General features: G+C 47.4%; 14 protein-coding genes. 1 reads left to right on the top strand and 13 read right to left on the bottom strand.

The window, feature by feature from the left end; all coding sequences use genetic code 11:
* Positions 1-14: 14 nt before the first annotated feature.
* The 10 genes from DW720_RS07685 to DW720_RS07640 all read right to left on the bottom strand — a co-directional run bounded on the left by DW720_RS07685 (position 15) and on the right by DW720_RS07640 (position 14,791).
* Positions 15-2,273 carry a DNA topoisomerase gene (locus DW720_RS07685; protein WP_118683680.1) on the bottom strand — a complete coding sequence of 753 codons (2,259 nt, stop codon included), beginning with the start codon at positions 2,271-2,273 and terminating at the stop codon, positions 15-17.
* A gap of 171 nt (positions 2,274-2,444) precedes the next feature.
* Positions 2,445-3,335, bottom strand: coding sequence for a DMT family transporter (locus DW720_RS07680; RefSeq protein ID WP_118628555.1), 891 nt, complete (start codon positions 3,333-3,335; stop codon positions 2,445-2,447).
* Positions 3,336-3,381: 46 nt separating this feature from the next.
* Positions 3,382-4,431, bottom strand: coding sequence for an aldose epimerase family protein (locus tag DW720_RS07675; RefSeq protein ID WP_118742595.1), 1,050 nt, complete (start codon positions 4,429-4,431; stop codon positions 3,382-3,384).
* Positions 4,432-4,786: 355 nt separating this feature from the next.
* Positions 4,787-5,872, bottom strand: a complete 1,086-nt coding sequence (gene asd, locus DW720_RS07670) for an aspartate-semialdehyde dehydrogenase (protein WP_118468829.1) — start codon at positions 5,870-5,872, stop codon at positions 4,787-4,789.
* A gap of 254 nt (positions 5,873-6,126) precedes the next feature.
* Complete coding sequence (locus DW720_RS07665; protein WP_118628557.1) at positions 6,127-7,698, bottom strand: nitrite/sulfite reductase; 1,572 nt, start codon at positions 7,696-7,698, stop codon at positions 6,127-6,129.
* Positions 7,699-7,885: 187 nt separating this feature from the next.
* Entirely contained in the window at positions 7,886-8,608 is a 723-nt protein-coding gene (gene deoD / locus DW720_RS07660) for a purine-nucleoside phosphorylase (RefSeq protein ID WP_107000027.1), read from the bottom strand.
* 53 nt (positions 8,609-8,661) lie between these two features.
* Positions 8,662-10,905 (bottom strand): DNA topoisomerase (ATP-hydrolyzing), encoded by a 2,244-nt coding sequence (locus tag DW720_RS07655; RefSeq protein WP_118628559.1) that lies wholly within the window; start codon positions 10,903-10,905, stop codon positions 8,662-8,664.
* Positions 10,906-10,990: 85 nt separating this feature from the next.
* Positions 10,991-12,910, bottom strand: a complete 1,920-nt coding sequence (locus tag DW720_RS07650) for a DNA gyrase subunit B (RefSeq protein ID WP_118468750.1) — start codon at positions 12,908-12,910, stop codon at positions 10,991-10,993.
* 483 nt (positions 12,911-13,393) lie between these two features.
* Positions 13,394-14,179 carry a ZIP family metal transporter gene (locus tag DW720_RS07645; protein WP_117795818.1) on the bottom strand — a complete coding sequence of 262 codons (786 nt, stop codon included), beginning with the start codon at positions 14,177-14,179 and terminating at the stop codon, positions 13,394-13,396.
* Between the two features lie 375 nt (positions 14,180-14,554).
* Positions 14,555-14,791 carry a hypothetical protein gene (locus DW720_RS07640; RefSeq protein WP_022360338.1) on the bottom strand — a complete coding sequence of 79 codons (237 nt, stop codon included), beginning with the start codon at positions 14,789-14,791 and terminating at the stop codon, positions 14,555-14,557.
* Between the two features lie 237 nt (positions 14,792-15,028).
* Here DW720_RS07640 and DW720_RS07635 point away from each other — a divergent pair, with 237 nt between their 5' ends.
* The gene (locus tag DW720_RS07635; RefSeq protein WP_118570416.1) at positions 15,029-16,408 is read left to right on the top strand and encodes an MATE family efflux transporter; all 1,380 of its coding nucleotides are present in this window, start codon (positions 15,029-15,031) and stop codon (positions 16,406-16,408) included.
* 106 nt (positions 16,409-16,514) lie between these two features.
* Here DW720_RS07635 and DW720_RS07630 read toward each other — a convergent pair whose 3' ends face one another.
* From DW720_RS07630 to DW720_RS16190, 3 genes are all read right to left on the bottom strand, one after another.
* Positions 16,515-18,104: an AAA family ATPase gene (locus tag DW720_RS07630; protein ID WP_118570417.1), complete on the bottom strand. Its 1,590-nt coding sequence runs from the start codon at positions 18,102-18,104 to the stop codon at positions 16,515-16,517.
* Between the two features lie 117 nt (positions 18,105-18,221).
* Positions 18,222-19,046 carry a hypothetical protein gene (locus DW720_RS07625; RefSeq protein WP_118570418.1) on the bottom strand — a complete coding sequence of 275 codons (825 nt, stop codon included), beginning with the start codon at positions 19,044-19,046 and terminating at the stop codon, positions 18,222-18,224.
* Between the two features lie 501 nt (positions 19,047-19,547).
* Positions 19,548-20,027: a transposase gene (locus DW720_RS16190; RefSeq protein ID WP_333490928.1), complete on the bottom strand. Its 480-nt coding sequence runs from the start codon at positions 20,025-20,027 to the stop codon at positions 19,548-19,550.
* Between the last annotated feature and the right edge of the window lie 151 nt (positions 20,028-20,178).

Raw genomic sequence — 20,178 nt, 5'->3', positions numbered from 1 at the left:
TTATTATAAATAAGCTATTTGGTTCCAGCTTTTGTCGCTCTTGCAGCTTTCATATTTCCCGCGCTCTTCGCACTTCTCGAACTCTTCTTCTCTTTCTCTGCATTCTGGTAGAACACAGCAACCGCATCAAACGCCGGCCGCAGCCCATACGCATTTCCCATATGAACCGCATTGTAAGTGCGTCCGATAACGAAGCGCTCTAATTTCTGCATATATTCATCCGGCGTGATGCTGCCCTCTGCCACATAGGTCAGACCTTTTTCCCAGCTTGCCGTCAATTCCGGGTTGAGAAGCTGCTTCATGGATGTGTGTACAACCTCGTAAATCAGCTCGCCCAGGTAGGTCGGCGTGATAACCTGCGTTTTTTCATTGAGCGCCATATATTTGATGTTGAACAACTTTTTCAGGATCTCCGCGCGGGTTGCACTCGTTCCGATGCCGCTGCCCTTGATCTGAGCGCGCAGCTCTTCGTCCTCGATAAGCTGACCGGCATTTTCCATCGCCAGAATCATCGAACCGGAGGAATAACGCTTCGGCGGAGACGTCTCGCCCTCTTTAATCTGCAAATCATCCAGTGACACTTTCATCCCCTTTTTGAGCTGTTCCAGCATCTGGATAAACTCTGGGTGGGACGCGTCAATTACCTTTGGCTGGCTGCTGTCCGTTCCATCTGCTTCTCCTGCCGGATTTTCCGCATCATTTCCATCTATACCTGTTTCAAGACGGTTCGTTCTGCCGACACCTTCCCCGGCAGTGTCCTTTTTCTTTTTCGGAATTTCTGCCACTTTGAGATATCCCACTTCTTTCAATACTTTGAAACCGGCAAAGAAATGTTCACCTTTTACCTCAATCTCAACCGCATATTTCTGGTAAATCGCCGCCGGATAAAAGATGCTTAAGAAACGGCGCACAATCACCTGGTAAATCTTACGGTTCAACTCTGGGAGACTTCGCAGCGCACCGAGTCCCTGTCCGGTCGGTATGATTGCGTAGTGATCGGTAATCTGCTTATCATTGACATAGCGCGTTTTTGCTATGTTTTTCCACAGCCCCGCCTGCATCGCCTCCGATGCAAATGCCGCCAGCGGCTCATAATGCGTCAGACCGCCGATATTTTTACTGATCTCCTTCGCCACCGCCGTTGAAAGCACACGCGCGTCCGTTCGCGGATAGGTAACCAGTTTTCGCTCATACAGCTCCTGCACCACTTTCAGGGTCTGATCCGGGCTGATTTTAAACATTTTAGAACAATCATTCTGGAGCTCCGCCAGGTTATAGAGAAGAGGTGGATTTTTGGTTTCCTTTTTCTTTTCCACTTTTAAAATGGTTCCCTGCGAAGTATTATATACGCCCATTAAACCCGCGTTCGCTTTTCCTGCGTCGCTGACCTCTGACTGCATGACTCCCGAATTTTCGCTTCCATTCTCGCGTTCCCACAGCCATGCAATCAGCGCCTCCGCGTCCTTTCGCTCCTTAAAACCATTTTCCTTATACAGACAAGGCGTTCCATAGTACCGGCTTCCTTCCACCGCCCGCCATTCGCCGTCAATCGAGATGCCTGCCGGTCCGAATGTACCAATCACGCGGTAAAATGGCGTTTTGACAAATTCCCGGATCTCCCTCTCCCGACGGACTACCATACCGAGGACACAGGTCATGACGCGTCCGACTGAGATCACGGTCCGGTCAGAACTTCGCATATAGTTAGAAACAGATGGTCCATATTTCAACGTCAGTGCGCGGGAAAAGTTAATTCCCATCAGATAATCTTCTTTTGCCCGCAGATATGCCGAATCCGCCAGATGATCGTATTCGGACAGATCCTTCGCTTCGCGGATGCCGCGCAGAATCTCTTCCTCCGTCTGTGAATCGATCCAGACGCGCTTCTGTCTCTTGCCCTGCACGCCAGCCATCTGCGCGACGAGGCGGTAGATATATTCTCCCTCCCGTCCCGAGTCGGTACAGACGTAGATTGTATCTACATCCGCCCGGTTTAAGAGACCGCTCACGATTCCAAACTGTTTCTTCACGCTGTCGATAACCTGATATTTCCATTCTTTCGGGAGAAATGGAAGTGTCTCCAGACTCCAGCGCTTATATTTCATATCATATACTTCTGGATAGCTCATCGTGACCAGATGTCCAACACACCAGGTCACAACCGCATTTTCCGACTCAATATAGCCATCCACCGATCGTCCATTTACCTTGAGTGCATTTGCGAACTCACGCGCCACGCTCGGTTTCTCGGCTATAAATAACGATTTTGCCACGTTGTTCTGCTCCTATCTTACTAATTTCGTAACTGTTCAGTACCTTCACAGTCACGCGCAAAAATCCATTAAAAATTGCCTACGGCAATGGGATTTTTGCCTGCTGGCCCATGTTTTCGTACGGTCAGCGCAGTAAATGCGCAGACCTGCTGAACAGTTACCTAATTTCCTCTAATTACTTTTCCGCTTCGGCGTCCACTCCGCCAGAATCGCCGCCGCAAACATCAGCGCACAGCCAATTAGCATCCGCACCGTCAGCTTCTCATGCAGCAGCCAGACAGAGAACAGGAGTCCAAACACCGATTCAAACGACAGTAGAATCGAGGATGTGCTGGCGCTCAGATATTTCTGCCCCACTGTCTGAAGCAGAAAACAGAGCATACTGGATGCGAGTCCCAGATACAGCATCGAAACTGCTACTCCCGGCAGTGTAAATACTTCCGGATGGAACGCTCCTTCCGTGAGAAGCCCCAGCACCCACGAACACGCCGCCGCTGTTCCCATCTGCATGACCGTCAGGCGGATCGGAGTGCAGTATGCCGTGAAGCGATCCAGAAAAATCATATGAACCGCAAAGCAGATGCCGCACACCAGCGTCAGGAAATCACCAAAATTGACCGACAGATCGCCTTTCAGCGATAAAAGCGCCAATCCCACAACAGCAAATCCCGCTGCGATCAGGTTATTTGCTTTCGGGCGCACATGATTAACCGCCCATGCCAGAAATGGTACGATCACCACATACAACGTCGTAATAAACGCATTTTTACTCGCGGTCGTGTATTTCAGCCCATACGTCTGAAAATAATAACTGATAAATAGAAACAATCCCGCCAGTGCGCCGCATTTAAACTCCTGCATCGACATTCCCCGGATCTGTTTCCAGAAAAGAGCCGCCATCCCAAGCGCCGCGATCGTAAACCGGTACGCCAAAAGGTATGTAGGTGTGATCGCGTCCATCGAATTTTTCATCACAACGAACGCGCTGCCCCAGATAATTGTTACAAATAAAAGGCTGGCAGATGCCAGCACTTTTACTCCCTTGTTGTTTGTCTCACTCATGTCAATCTCTATCCTATGTCAAAATGATCACAAATCAAATACAAATTTAAACCGTCATAAATTTATAACTGGTCGTTGTATCGTATTTCTCGCCCTTTTTCACGATCGGGGATGCAAATCCCGGCATGTTGACTGCGTTCGGGTAATACTGAGTCTCAAAGCAGTATCCCTGGCGTCTCGCATACTTCACGCCGCCCTTACCCGGAACCTGTCCGTCCAGGAAATTGCCCGTGTAGAACTGAACTCCCGGCAGATCAGTGTATACCTCCATCTTGCGCCCGCTCTCCTCATCGATCGCAGCCGCCGCCAGACTGGACACACCCGCCTCATGGTTGAGAATCCAGTTATGATCGTAGCCGCCGCCCAGTTTTAACTGATCATAATCCGCTTCAATATCGCATCCGATCGGCTTGAAATCCGAGAAATCCATCGGAGTTCCCATCACCTTGCGGATCTCACCGGTCGGGATCAGCACCTTGTCTACCGCCGTGATCGCATCACTGTCAATGTAAACCATCTGTGAAAGCGCCGGACCACTCTCATGACCTGCCAGATTGAAATACGCGTGATTTGTCATATTAAAAATAGTATCCTGATCGCAGATCCCCTCGTAATGAATCTTTACTTCATTTTCATCTGTCAGCGTGTAGGTCACACGGATCGAGGCATTTCCCGGATATCCCTGATCGCCGTCCGGGCTTTCCAGTGTAAAAGAAACCTGATTAATGCCCGTCTCATATTCCGCCGCCCAGATACGGTTCCGGTAGAAATCCATACCGCTGTGCAGGTTGTTCGGACCATCATTCGCCGTCAATTCGTATTTTTTATCATTTAACGTAAACGCCGCGCCGCCAATCCGGTTTGCATTTCGTCCAACAGCCTCGCCCAGATGTCCATCGCTTATCAGGCAGTCTGCTACTGTTTCATGTCCCAGCAGGACATCCGCCATCTCTCCATTCCGATCCGGCACCAGCATCGTGGACCAGATTGCACCCAGATCTAAAAAGGATGCAGAAACGCCATTCTGATTCGTCAATGTATAACGACTGACCTCTCTGCCATCTTCCATTGTTCCAAAGATTGTCTTCTCAACCATGCCAAATCCCCCTTAATTTTTAGAATCCGAAAAATATTTCTCGCATTTTTTATGCTTACTTTTGTCAGAATAAATCTGTCTAACTTATAAATAGCTGATTTATAATGCGCAGACCTACTGGACAGTTACAAGTATACAATACTTTTCCCCTCATGCACACCCATTTTTCCAAATCTAATTATAAAAATTTCAAGGTTCGTCACTGTTCACACATGTTTCCTATGACACAAATAAAAACTGCCTTCCAGAGCAGAGTCAGCCATCGTTTTTCAAACAGCTTCTCCTCCACTGGGCGGCAGTTCTTACTTTTATCAGTTTTAATTTTCTATTTCACGGATTCTCTGAACAGATTTCTTTATTTCGCCTGGATATATCCCTGTGCGGTCAGAAGCTCTGCACACAGTACCGCACCGCCGGCTGCGCCGCGCAGTGTGTTGTGGGAGAGACCTACAAACTTCCAATCGTAAACTTTGTCTTCTCTCAGACGGCCAACAGATACGCCCATGCCCTTCTCATAGTTGACATCCAGCTGTACCTGCGGACGATTATCCTCTTCCAGATACTGAATGAACTGCTTCGGTGCGCTCGGAAGCTCCAGTTCCTGCGGAAGTCCTTTGAAATTAACCAGCTTCTCGATCAGCTGCTCTTTGGTTGGTTTCTTTCTGAACTTTACAAATACGGCTGCTGTATGTCCGTCCAGAACCGGTACACGGATGCACTGGCAGGTAATCACTGGCTCGGATGCCTTCACGATCTCGCCGTCCTTGATCTCTCCCCAGAGACGAAGCGGCTCCTGCTCACTCTTCTCCTCCTCACCGCCGATGTACGGGATGATGTTGCCTTCCATCTCCGGCCAGTCTTTGAACGTCTTGCCAGCTCCGGAGATTGCCTGATACGTCGTAGCTACTACCTCATATGGCTCAAATTCCTTCCATGCAGTCAGAACCGGTGCATAGCTCTGGATGGAGCAGTTCGGTTTTACCGCTACGAAGCCTCTCTTGGTTCCCAGACGTTTTTTCTGGAACTCAATCACCTTAAAGTGCTCCGGATTGATCTCCGGCACTACCATCGGAACATCCGGTGTCCAGCGGTGTGCGCTGTTGTTGGAAACAACCGGTGTTTCTGTCTTTGCATACGCATCTTCAATCGCACGGATCTCTTCTTTTGTCATATCTACGGCGCTGAACACAAAATCAACTTCGGATGCTACCTTCTCGATCTCGTTTACGTTCATAACGGCCATCTTCTTCACACACTCCGGCATCGGGGTCTGCATTTTCCAGCGTCCGCCGACTGCCTCCTCATATGTTTTTCCTGCAGAACGCGGGCTTGCTGCCAGCGCAGTAATCTCATACCACGGATGATTTGCCAGAAGCGTGATGAAACGCTGACCTACCATACCAGTTGCTCCCAGAATGCCTACACGTAATTTCTTTTCCATGTTCATCGTTTTTCTCCTCTTCTGACAGCGGCTTTTTCAGCTTCTCATGGCAGGATGGAGTTTGGATAGGAAGCTCCTGCTCTGCAACACGTTTTCACTCTGCCGCTGTAATTCTTGTCTATCCTATAACAAAACAAACAAAAAATCAACATTTTTCCGCAAGAAAAATACATTTGTACGTCACTCGCGGACATTTGATAAATTTATAACGTCTGTCACGGATTTAACGATGTTTTAACTCAAAATAGGTTCTTCTAAGCTAAGTATTCCGCTGCAGCCTTCTCAATCCCATCCGGGTACTGCGTCCGGTAGCTCTCAAAATCAAGCCCCCTTGCCGCAATCTCTTTTCCAAGTTTGACTAAGAACGACGGAATCTCGCTCTCAAACATCGTGCCAAACTCACGTCCCATCGTCTCTTTTCCCTGTACCTCATTTCCGCCCAGATAAAATACAAATGCCGGCTGTGCCTTGCCATCTGCCATCCGCACGCCTCCGCGGAATCCCATCGGTCCAGTCTGGTGGGTACCGCAGGAAGACGGACATCCGGAAATATGAATCTGCGGAAGTGCGCCGTCCGGGATCTGTGCCTCCCCGACCGCCTTTACACACGCCTGTAACAGAGCCTGCGAATCGCGTGCACCAACCTGACAGATCGACGCACCGATACAGCTTACCGATGTCTCAAACTTTGTCTGAGCCGTCTCCTTCGTCGCCTCCAGAATCTTCTCTGCTTCTGCTCCGGTCAAATTGATGATATAAGCAGTTTCATCCGGTGCCAAGCGAAGCTCTGTGCCGTCAATCGACTGCATCAGTTCTCCCAGGGATGCCAGCGTCTCCGGGCGCGGCTGTCCGCCAATCGGATGCCAGATAACCGTATAAAGTCCCGGCTGTTTCTGCTCCAGCACACGTTCTCCCGACGCGCTGCTTCCATCGCCTGTTTTGCCCTGCTTTTCTTTCATTCCTGCCGCTGCCATCACTTCCTCACGTGAAAGATCCAGCTGTTCCCCGGATGCCAGTACCTCCTGAAGCTTTTCCTGATACGCCTTCCGGTAATTTTCCGCTCCGCCGAGTGCTTCCTGCATATACCGGGTACGCGCTTTTCCGCGGTTTTCGTAATTGCCATATGCCCGGAATGTCAGCCACATCGCCTTAATGTAATAAAGAATCTTCTCCGGCGCAACGCCCTCGGCAACTTTAACGCCAAACTGCGGATTATTTCCCAGACCGCCTGCACTGTATACCTCAAACGTTCCGTCCGGGCAAGCCACAAATCCCAGATCTCGGTAGGTCGCGTGCGTCACATTCGCCGGTGAATTAGAGAAACAAACCTTGAGCTTGCGCGGCATCTTTTCCGCATTGATGAAGGTCATCAGGTATTCGCCCGCCGCCTTCGCCCACGGCATAACGTCGAAATATTCGCCCTCTTCCACACCGGAAAGCGGAGAACACATCACATTTCGCGGGAAATCTCCGCCGCCGCCCATCGTCACTATCCCGGCATCGAGTGCCTGCTCCATCAATTCACAGACTGATTTCTCATCCAGATTGTGAAACTGCACGCTCTCACAAGTCGTAAAATGTACCATATTTACCTGATATGCGCGGATTGCCTTTGCGATAAATGCAAGCTTCTCCTTCGACACACATCCTGCCGTCATACGCAGACGCAGCATGCTCGCCGCGCCGCCTTTCTGTGCATAACTGCCGTAACGTCCTGAAAAGCCCTTATATGAGCCCTTATCCATCTTTCCTGCATAAAAATCCCTCGTTTTTTCACAAAACTCCGGAAGATCTGTTTTCCACTCCTTTGGAGCAATTCCTATCATTTTTCTCTCCTGTTTTCTCTTCAAATTGTAACTGTTCAGCACCTTCACAGTCACGCGCAAAAATCCATTAAAAATTGCCTACGGCAATGGGATTTTTGCCTGCTGGTCCTTGTTTTCGTACGGTCAGCGCAGTAAATGCGCAGACCTACTGAACAGTTACTTCAAATTCTACTTTTACCAGCTTATCTTACACCAGATCCAGCGCCACTTCCATCATATTGGTAAACGTCTTCTCCCGTTCTTCTGCCGTCGTCGCCTCTCCGGTCACTGCCGAATCCGATACGGTCAGGATACAGATCGCATTTGCGCCCGCATAGGCAGCGTTGCTGTAAAGTGCCGCCGACTCCATCTCCACCGCCAGCACGCCCATCTGCGCCCAGCTAGTTCCGTCCGGCTCAAGCGGCGGGTTGTAGAACATATCGGAACACAAAATATTACCGACATGATATTTTAAATTTCTCTTTTTCGCGGACTCAACTGCCTTTTCCAGCAGCTCATAGCTGCACACGCAGGAATAATCCCCCGGCAGGCGGAACTGTTTTACATAGTTGGATGTCGTACAGGAGCCCATCGCGAAAATAAGCTCGCGCACCTTTACCTCCGGACGCAGCGCACCGGCAGTTCCGATCCGGATCAGATTCCTGCATCCATAAAAATGAATCAGCTCATAGGAATAAATTCCCATCGACGGACAGCCCATGCCGGTTCCCATGACAGACACGCGTTTGCCCTGATAATAGCCGGTATAACCGTACATATTTCTCGTTGTATTGAACTGTTTTGCATCCGTCAGAAAATGTTCTGCGATATACTTTGCCCGCAGCGGATCGCCCGGAAGCAAAATCGTCTCCGCAATCTCGCCCTGCTTTGCCCCGATATGAGGGGTCGGTGTGTTCTGAAGTTCAGCCATATGAAATACCTCCTTTTTTCGTAAATGTACTCTCGGAATCTTTCTGTTTGATTCTAGCTTCTCGCCCGGCTTCCCTTGCCATCGCGGTGCCCTATTTTCAAACGGCTCAAATGAACCGTTTTTTCTTTATACATAACGATCGGATCATCCTCAGTGCCGTCCAGCAGATGGATTGTCTCCAGCGACTCGGTACGCCCCAGCTTGATGCCGCGCACACCTTTCGCATTCTTCTTCATCTCCGATATCTCCTCGATCGGGAATCGCAGGAAGATACCGCTGGTCGTCTGGATGACCGCCTCTTTCATGCCGTCCGCCGGCTGTACCGAGAGAAGCATATCATTCTCCTGCAGCTTGGTCGCCGCCACTGTTCGGTTATTTGTCTCAAATTCCCCGCCGGGCACGATCTTAATCATCGCATCCTTCGTTGCAAATAATAGCTTCTGTCCCTTTAACTGCGCCGCATTCACCACACAGACCGGACGTTCTTTGGTGGCATCAAATTTACTCAGGTTATCGATCGGCACCCCCTTATCGCGCAGCTTTCCAAAGGGAATCTCAGTCACCTTCACCTGATGGAATGCACCCAGATCTGTAAACAATCCTATCTTATCCGTCGTATGGCACGGCAGTACATACACATTCTCCGTGTCCACTGTCTCCCGGTTCCGCTCGTAGATCGACGGTTCCAGAATCTTGCAATAACCAAACTTGTCCAGCACGAACACGCCCGGTCTGGCGCTCTCCGCCGCCTCGTCATACACTGCCTCGCGTCCATCCTCGATTTTCGTCCGGCGTTCCACTGCAAACTCTTCCTTGATTGACTGCAGATCTTCTTTAATCACCTCGTCCATCGCCTCACGGCTGCCGAGAATCTTCTGGTATTCTTTGATCTTGCGAAGTGTCTCTTTGTACTCCTTCTGCAATGCCAAGATCTCCAGGCCGATCAGTTTATAGAGACGCATTTCCAGAATCGCAGATGCCTGTTTCTCCGTAAAATGAAGCTTCTTGGCATCTTCCTCAAATCCCGGTGTGCGGAACTGGATTTTGGAAATATCGCCCTCCATCAGGCAGGCTTTCGCATCTTTCAGATTCTTCGAACCACGCAGGATCGCGATAATCAGATCGATGCAGTCGCAGGCTGTGATCAGACCTTCCTTGATCTCCTTCTTCTCCTGCTCCTTTTCCAGAAGCACCTGATACTTGCGGGTATTATTTTCATACTGGAAATCCAGATAATTCTTTAAGATTCCCTTTAAATTCAGCGTCTCCGGACGTCCATTCGCGATCGCCAGCATATTGACACCGAACGTATCCTCCAGTTTTGTCTTTTTATACAAAATATTCTGGATTTTCTCAATATCCGCGTCTTTCTTGAGTTCCAGAACAATCCGGATTCCTTCTTTATTCGATTGGTTGGAAATATCCACCACATCGGCAAGTTTCTTGGACTCAACCAGATCTGCGATATCCGACAGACATTTATTGATGCCAGCGCCGATCATCGTGTACGGAATCTCCGTGATCACCAGCTTGTCCCGGTCAGAACGGCGTTTTCCAAGCTCCACCTCCATCCGGGCACGCAGTTTGATGCGCCCCGTTCCTGTCTCATAGATCGCCGGAAGTTCACTCTTATTCGCAATGATGCCGCCGGTCGGGAAATCCGGTCCCTTTAAGACGCTCAGAAGCGCTTCCGTCTCCATCTCCGGCTGATCGATATACGCCATCACCGTATCGATGACCTCGCCCAGATTGTGCGGCGGAATGCTGGTGCTCATGCCGACCGCAATTCCTTCGGCACCGTTGATCAGCAGATTCGGCACGCGGACCGGCAGAACCTCCGGCTCTTTCTCCGTCTCATCGTAGTTCGGCACAAACCGGACGGTCTTGTCCAGATCCTTTAAATACACTTCCTCCGCAAACTTCTGGAGACGCGCCTCCGTGTAACGCATCGCCGCCGCCCCGTCGCCCTCGATGGAACCAAAGTTTCCATGTCCGTCTACCAGCGGCATTCCCTTCTTAAAGCTCTGGGAAAGCACGACCAGCGTCTCATAGATCGAACTGTCGCCGTGCGGGTGGTATTTACCCATCGTATCACCGACGATACGCGCCGATTTCCGGTGCGGCTTGTCGTGCCCCAGATGCAGCTCCCCCATATCGTAAAGGACGCGGCGCTGTACCGGTTTCAAACCATCCCTCGCATCCGGGATGGCGCGGGCCGTGATGACACTCATCGAGTAGTTCATATAGCTGCGCTGCATTTCCTCTGAATATTCTGTCGTAATGATCGTTTCAGCCATTCTATTTTCTATCTCCTAAATTCCTGTCATATACTTTCATAATCGTAACTGTTCAGTGCCTTCACAGTTACTCATAATCTTTCTATTAAGCATCTATCTCCGCCTCATCCGCGTGATCGTAGATAAACTGCCGTCTCGGCGGCACGTCGCTTCCCATCAGCATCTCCGTGATCTCCGACGCCATCCGGGCATCCTCGATCTCCACACGCTTGAGCACACGGTTCTCCGGGTTTAACGTCGTCTCCCAGAGCTGTTCCGCATCCATCTCGCCCAGACCTTTGTAGCGCTGCAGGGTAAATTCCCCTGTGTGGGTTCTGCGGTAGCGCTCCAATGCTTTCTCATCGTATAGATACTCTTCTTTTCCCTTTTTCGGAATCACCTTAAATAACGGCGGCATCGCAATATATACGTGCCCGTTCTGAATCAATTCCGGCATAAAACGGTATAAGAAAGTCAGAAGCAGCGTATCAATATGGCTTCCGTCCACATCGGCATCCGTCATCAGGACGATCTTGTGGTAACGCAGCTTCGCAATATCGAAATCATTGCCATATCCTTCCGAAAAGCCGCAGCCGAACGCATTGATCATCGTCTTGATCTCGGCATTCGCCAACACCTTGTCCATCGAAGCTTTCTCCACATTTAAAATCTTGCCCCGGATCGGCAGGATCGCCTGATAGCGGCGGTTTCGTCCCATCTTGGCTGAACCGCCCGCGGAATCTCCCTCGACAATGAAAATCTCACACTTCTCCGCCTCGCGGCTCTCACAGTTTGCCAGCTTTCCGTTGCTGTCAAAGGAAAAACGGGATTTCGTCAGCATATTGGTCTTGGCGCGTTCCTCTGCCTTCCGGATCTTTGCAGATTTCTCCGCACAGGCGATGATCGCCTTCAACACCTCTAAATTCCGATCAAAATAAAGCTGCAGCTCGTCCCCTGTCACGCTGAACACCGCTTTTGTCGCATCGGCACTCGCCAGCTTTGTCTTAGTCTGCCCCTCAAAGATCGGATCCGGATGCTTGACCGCCACAACCGCTGTCATGCCGTTTCTCGTATCCGGTCCTGTAAATTTTGTATCTTTTTCCTTCAGGATTCCCAGCTCTTTCGCATAGCTGTTGATCATCTGGGTAAAACGCGTCTTAAAGCCCGCCAGATGCGTGCCGCCCTCCTGTGTGAAAATATTGTTGCAGAAGCCGAGTACATTTTCCTCAAATGCATCGACAAACTGGAACGCCACTTCAACCTCGATCTGGTCGCTGACGCCCTTAAAATAAATCGGATCATGAATCGGCGTCTTCGTGCTGTTCAGCTCGCGCACATACGCCACGATGCCGTCCGGCTCCGAATAAGTCACCTTTTCAGCCTCGCCTGCCCGCTTATTCTCATAAAGAATCGTCAGCTTCGGGTTCAGATATGCCGTCTCATGCAGGCGGCTCTTGAGCCAGTCCGCCTTGAACCGCGTTTTCTCAAAAATCTCCGGATCCGGCAGGAAATTGATCTCCGTTCCGGTCTCTCTTGTCTTTCCAACCACCGGCAGAAGACCATCGATCAGTTCAACCGTCGGGATGCCGCGCTCATACGCATCGTGATGGATCTGTCCATTTTTATATACATTGACCTCCAGATGCGCTGAGAGGGCATTGACAACCGATGAACCGACACCGTGCAGACCGCCGCTCGTCTTGTACGCATTGTTGTCAAACTTGCCGCCCGCGTGCAAGGTCGAGAGCACAATCCGCTCCGCTGCCATACCCTTTTTATGCATCTCCACCGGAATACCGCGTCCATTGTCCCGGACGGTGCAGGAGCCGTCCGCCTCCAGTGTCACGCGGATCTGGGAACAGGCACCCGCCAGGTGCTCATCGACCGAGTTGTCCACGATCTCATAGATCAGGTGATTCAGTCCCTTCGTTCCCACACTTCCTATATACATACCAGGACGCTTACGGACAGCCTCCAGCCCCTCCAGGACCGTTATGCTGTCCGCATCATACTGTGTTTTACCCATAGATTCATTCCTCCTGTGCCCGACCTGGGAATAATATTGGCTGCCATTTACACGTGTGATGCAAACGGCAGCTTTTATTTCACAGGTCAAGCTGATTTCTTCCACTTATAATACGTATTTATTTTATGACTTTGAAATCATGCAAATAGAACATTCTAACTCTCTGGCATCACACCCGCCAGCCATTGTTTTATAGACTTTTCATTAGCGAAAAAGTAGTAAACCGTTCTCATTTACTATAAAATATTAGTAACTGTTCAGTACCTTCACAGTCACGCGCAAAAATCCATTAAAAATTGCCTGCGGCAATGGGATTTTTGCCTGCTAGCCCATGTTTTCGTACGGTCAGCGCAGTAAATGCGCGGACCTACTGAACAGCTACAAATATTATTACATAAATTCAAAAATTTTGCAACGCATTTTTCAGAACAAATGTTCGCTTTTCAAGCAGCCAGATTCCATGCCAGCACTGCCAGCTTTCTTTTATCCCAGCGCCACATCCAGAATCATCATCAGCACAAATCCAACCGCAAATCCGATCGTTCCCATATCGGAATGACTGCCCTGCGCCGACTCTGGAATCAGTTCCTCCACAACCACGTAAATCATCGCCCCTGCTGCAAGCGCCAGGAGAACCGGCAGAACCGGTTCCAGATAGCGGTACGCGGCGATTGTCGCAAGCGCCCCGATCGGCTCGACGATACCGGAGAGTGTTCCCATCGCAAATGCCTTTTTCCGGCTCATCCCTGACTCACTCCGAAGTGGCAGGGAAATGATCGCTCCCTCCGGGAAGTTCTGAATCGCGATTCCAAGCGAAAGCGCCAGCGCCGCTGCAAGCGTGATACCGCTCTTTTCTGCTAAGAATCCGGCAAATACCACTCCGACTGCCATGCCCTCCGGGATATTGTGAAGTGTGACCGCCAGAACCAGCATCGTCGTCTTCTTGAGCCCGCACACATGCCCCTCCGGCTCATCACTTCCCAGATGCAGATGCGGGATCACACGATCCAGCAAAAGCAGCATCAGAATACCCACCATAAAACCAATGGATGCCGGCAGAAATGCCAGATGCCCCATCGCTTCGCACATATTCATCGACGGAATTAAAAGTGACCAGACCGACGCCGCCACCATCACCCCCGATGCGAATCCCAGAAGCGTTTTCTGGATGATCGGCTTTAACTCATTTTTCAAAAAAAAGACGCAGGCTGCTCCCGCCGTCGTACCGACAAACGGAATCAAAACCCCAAGAAGCGTATTTTGATCCATATTCATTCCTTTCTTTTTCTTTTTAAATATCTGAACGGTTCTTTTCCCGGAACCTCGTTTTTTTTCTTCTATTTCTCTTTGATGCACCGGGTCGTTCAAAGAAGTCATCTCAAGTTCCTCTGATTGAATATTCCTATTGTAGCATATGCGCCTTTCTTTTGCACGGTTCCTTTTTATCATTAAGCCAGTTTCATCCACCAATCCCGGCTCAAATCCGATTCAAACAACCCTCTGTTTATACATCGGCATTCTTTCATATGTTTCTCGTTTGCAAACGTCTTTCCGCAAACAAAAAAAGAGAACCAAAAATCAGGATGTCCCTAATTTCCAGTTCTCTTTTCATTCTTTGAATACAATGATTTATCACTCTTTAATTTATTTCTGCTCAGAATTCTGTTTAATAAACTCATGAACATCGTTTACGCTTAAATTGCTCTCTTCGATCGCATCCAGTAATTCGCTTAATTCAGCTTTACGAATCTCAGCCGCTAATTCCTTTTTCTCTGCTTTCAGAGCTTTAACGGTTTCTTCTAATTTAGCCAGCTTCTCTTCTACCGCTGCCAGCTTCTCTTTGTTTACTTCTAATGCAGAACGTTTCGGTCCTCTCGGCATAATACATACCCCTTTCGTTTTCTTTGAGAATAGCACAAATCTCTTATTTGTGCAATATCGATTCGTTTAAAAACCAAGTTTTTCATCAATCAGAGTAATCTCCATTTCAATAAAACGCATTTTTTGATAATATACTTCCTTTTTGAATCTCTTTTGAATGACTTTCTCTCTGGACAAATTTCTTTTTCCTTATTATAATATCAGATTGTATCCAAACGCAAGAAAAAAGGAGTTTGTATGAGTGCTTCCAATACACAGAACGATTTTTCCAAAGGAAGTATCGTTAAAAATATCATGAATCTCGCGATCCCGATGACGTTGGCGCAGCTTATCAATGTCCTGTACAACATCGTTGACCGCATCTACATCGGACGCATACCCGATCATGCCACCCTATCTTTGACCGGCATCGGGCTTTCGCTGCCGATCATCACGCTCGTCATCGCATTTGCCAACCTGTTTGGCATGGGCGGCGCGCCGCTCTGCTCAATTGAGCGCGGACGCGGGGATATCAAAGAAGCCGAGGCGATCATGGGAAATTCCTTCTCCATGATGGTTATTTCCGGTATGCTTCTGACCGTACTCTGCCTGATATTCCGCAAACCAATGCTGTATCTGTTCGGAGCCAGCGACGCTACTTATCCATATGCGGACGCCTACATTACAATCTATCTGCTCGGCAGCCTGTTCGTGATGGTCGGACTCGGCATGAACTCGTTCATCAATTCACAGGGATTCGGGCGCATCGGCATGATGACCGTCCTTTTGGGCGCTGCCGCCAATATCCTGCTCGACCCGATTTTTATCTTTATGCTTCACATGGGAATCCGCGGCGCGGCGCTCGCCACCATCCTGTCGCAGCTTCTCTCTGCCATCTGGATTCTGCGGTTTTTAACCAGTGACAAAACAATTCTGAAACTGAGACGTTCTTCGATGCGCCTTTCCGCACGGAGGGTCCGGAAAATCGTCGGACTCGGTCTGTCCGGTTTCACGATGGCGATCACCAACTGCACCGTCCAGATCATGTGCAACGCAACCTTACAGGTATACGGCGGCGATCTCTACGTCGGTGTTATGACCGTTATCAACTCCATCCGTGAAATTGCAACTCTTCCGGTAACCGGCGTTACCCACAGCGCTCAGCCGGTGCTCGGTTTCAATTATGGGGCAAAAGAATACGGCCGCGTTAAAAAGGCAATCGTCTTTACCTCTTTTATTGCAATTTTATATACGACCGGTATCTGGCTGATCGTCGATGGTTTCCCAGCATTCTTTATCCGCATTTTTAATCAGGATGCAGAACTCATTGCGGCAGGTATTCCGGCGATCCGCTTATACTTTTTCGGATTCTTTATGATGTCGCTCCAATTCTCCGGACAGTCGATTTTCGTCGGTCTGGGCGAATCCAAAAAAGCGATCTTTTTCTCTATTTTCCGAAAAGTAATTATCGTTGTTCCGCTGACTCTCCTGCTGCCAGGTATGTTTGGAATGGGAACCAACGGCGTATTCGCCGCCGAACCAATTTCCAACTTTATCGGCGGAATTGCCTGCTTTGGAACGATGCTTTTGACGATTTGGAGAGAATTGACGAGATTGCAGAAAGGGAAGAATTCTTAAAAATAGAGAGGTTATTTATTTAAATGAAAGTGGCTAAAAGTTTGTGGGACGGACTTTTAGCCATTGCTGTATATAACGATAGTTTTTACTATGTCAAAAATATACATTAATTTTTTCCATATGCTTCAATTCGACACGTATGTTCCTTACTTACCTTATCGTAATTAATTCCAACCAATAAAATATTTCCCATATAATTTAAAATCGATTCTGGATAGTTCTTTTCTTTAATTTGCTGCAGCGCAGTCTGTGCATTCTGATTCCATTTAAGTTCAATTACCAGCGCCGGATAATCATTCTTGTACTCTGGTTTTGGTATAAATACAAAATCCGCAAATCCACGTCCTGTCGGTAGTTCCCGAACTGGTTTAAAATAATATTGCATCGAACTCAGATAAGCAATCGCGAGAACACTGCTCAAAGAATTTTCATTATGATATTGAATAACAGATACATATTCATCATGAATCTTCCCGATCTGTGATGCTACTACTTTCTCATCCAAATCCAGTGTTGCATCCAACAACCTCTCCGACTCTTGCTGAAACAGAAGCATCTCATTCCAGCGTTTGCTTTCTACCGCCCTGGTCAACTCCTGCCGAATTTCTTCATTCGGAACAAACGCCATCTTTTTCGTCTGATCATAGCCTAAATACCCCAAATGAATCATATATGTCAGCACATCGTCTTTACTCTGAATATTCGAAATATCATTTCCAAATGTTGACGTATCTACCTTCACTTCAACTCCAGACAGCATTTCGATAATTGCCGTTTTCAGTCCGTCATAATCCATATTAATGAGCGGCACAATCGCCTCATAAGACGCGGTTTCCGACCAATAGCTCTTAAATTCACCATCCAGCATGACACTCACAACTGCTTTGGGATTATAAACCTGACAATTTCTTAGAACATATCCATCATACCACGCCTTTACCTTATCAAATTCCACTTGATAGCGTTCTGAAAGTTCTTTCACCTCCGCCTCCGTAAATCCAATATACGGAGACAAGCGACCCGCGCTCAACATCGTAAATTCATCAAAATTGTTCAGTGCCGACTGGGTTTTCTCTTTTTTAATAGGAAGAATGCCCGTCAAATAAGCAAGCTGAATATACTTGGTCGGTTCCGTTCCCTTAAACAATCCCCTCAGGAAACTTATATATTCATCCTGAATTTTCGAATTCGCCGCCATATCACGAATCAGAACATCCCACTCATCAATAATTACAACAAACTTATTCTTCGTTGCATTACAAATAAACGACAGTGCTTCTGGAAGCGAACACGGGTCACTCGGTATTACTTCTGAATAGTATTTTCTTAATTCCTCAATCGTTTTCTCTGTAATATACGATACAACCCTGTCGGCGCCCCCAGCAGCTCCTATACACCACTGGATATCCCAGTGAATCACATCATATCGGTTTAGATGTTCCTTGAAATCCGGGCTCTGACTAATTTCAAGTCCAGAAAACATATTCCCTGAATCGCAGCCCTTACTGTAATACGCTGTCAGCATATCCGCCGTAATCGACTTTCCGAACCTTCTGGGACGGCTATTGCAAATATATCCCTGCAATGTATTCATCACCTTATTGGTATACGTCAACAAACCTGTTTTATCAATATAGATTTCCGAATTCAACGCAACTTGAAACGCTGAATTATCCGAATTCACAAAAATCCCCATATTGACACACTCCTTTCGAAGCTGTTGCTTTGCCTGTTCATAATATTAATCATATTTATATGATTAATATTAACATTTGATAGTTTGAATGGCAAGATCATCATTCAAAACGTTCCTCTACTTCTCAGCCATCCGAATCAGCAACTCCAATATTTTAATTGCCATCTCTTCTTCCCGCATCCAGCCATTATAAACATCCTTCATGTCCTTCAAAATTATGCTTTCATTCGCCATCTCATAAAAGCGTTCATTTACTTTTTTTATGACAGCCTCATCCGTCACATCCTCTTCCATAAAATACATACTCTCTCCATAAATTTCCTTCCTTTTACCACTCACAACATCCCCTAATACCACACTTCCAAAATTTTCCATTCTGCAAGGCGGCAGTTTGAATTCCTCTAAAACAGAATCAAGAATTCTCTTCACTTCATCCGATGCCCGTTTTCGTTTCGTCAAATAACCATCCAGTGCCCCAAATAGGCGCTCCATTTGCCTCTTCAACTCCGTCGGGGTCTGAAGATAGCGGCTGTCCAATTTTATTTTCTGCCACTCAACATACTGTGGATGCGGTTTCATCGTTTGATGCCCCGTCCTGAATTCAATAAGAGATGGATATGGATTTTCTTTCAATATGTTTTTATGGATGTTTACAAGTTCATCATAAAGCGGTCGATAAATTTCCTGCGCTCTTTTCCTATTCAATTCTTCTTTTCGCTGCTGTGTGTTGACCCATATAGACCCAAGCAATGAAAAAACAGCACCGATAACTGCTCCAAGCAATGTTCCGATTATACCTAATAGTGTTTGAGAATCTGCTCGCGTGAAAAGATTCACTTGTCTTAACAATGTCACAAACGTAAACAGGACAAGAATGACTCCACATATATAGATGCAGATTTTGAATTTACTGAAATAATATTTTAGTTTTAAAAATATCATAAATCCTCACTTCTCTTTGCAAAGTTTTTTCTTGTATTGTAGCATTTCAAAAAAGAATTTGCAAAGATTTACCCAATCTATTTTTCAACTTCTTTTCTTCTTGCATCCTCCCCTTACATATACTATTCTATGAAAATAGCAATTCCAGCAAAGCGGTCACTACCGCTGTAAATGAATGTATAGAAGAAAATATCCTAGCCGAATTTCAAGAAACCACAAAGCGAATGCTACAAGCACTTCAATTACTTCAACAAAAGCACAGTCCCGAAGAAGTCGCACACGAAACCGGATTACCTTCTGAAACAGTGCTTGAAATATTATATAAGGAAGGGGCTGTCGGTAAATAACGTTTTTTAGAGCTGACAGCACTAAACAAAAATATCCTGACAGTTACAAGGCTTTCTGGCTCTGCAACTTGTTCAGGATATTTTTATTTTGGTAAATACTTTCTATTTTGGCCGCAAAAAATCCTTGATTGGATTTTTACGGCCACATTTTTTTCTAGGCAGTTTTTCCCTCAAATTTTTTCAGCTTTTCGTATAAAAAACGATGGTATTTATTTATATTTCTGCCAATGGCATACAGCATGAATTCTTTATATATCTTATCTGACGAGCGGTAATTAAAACGCCGGAAGTTCTCATTTTCCTTGATATCTCCAAAATGTCCTTCCGTCTGAATGGAACGTGTCTGGCGTTTCAGGATTCCCCGTTCGCTCTGGATATTGGCATGGGATCTTTCTTTCAGTTCCTCCCATTGTTCATTGATCTTCATGACTTTGTTCTTTTCGGCATCTTTCTCCGCATCATACTTATACAGACAGCGGGCTTTGTGTTCGCATCTGCTGCAGTCTGCGCAGCCATATATCTCAAAGGTCTGTGTATATCCATCCTGATCTTTGGTCTCTGTCCTGAGATGCCGCAGTTCACGTCCGTCATGGCAGATATAGAACTGTTCATCTTCAAAGATCCCCGTCCTCATGTTGTAATATTTACTGATATCTTCTGAATAAGCGCGTGTTTTTCGCTTCTCATGATCCTGCAGCTTTATATGACTGGATATTTCATTCTGTTTTAAATAAAGCAGATTTTTTTCACTGCAGTACCCGCTGTCTGCAGTTACTTCTTCCAGA

Source organism: Clostridium sp. AM27-28 (assembly GCF_003480955.1).
Taxonomy (GTDB): Bacteria; Bacillota; Clostridia; order Lachnospirales; family Lachnospiraceae; genus Otoolea; species Otoolea fessa.
Note: the sequence above shows the minus strand (reverse complement) of the source record. Positions and strands in the feature narration are given on the sequence as shown.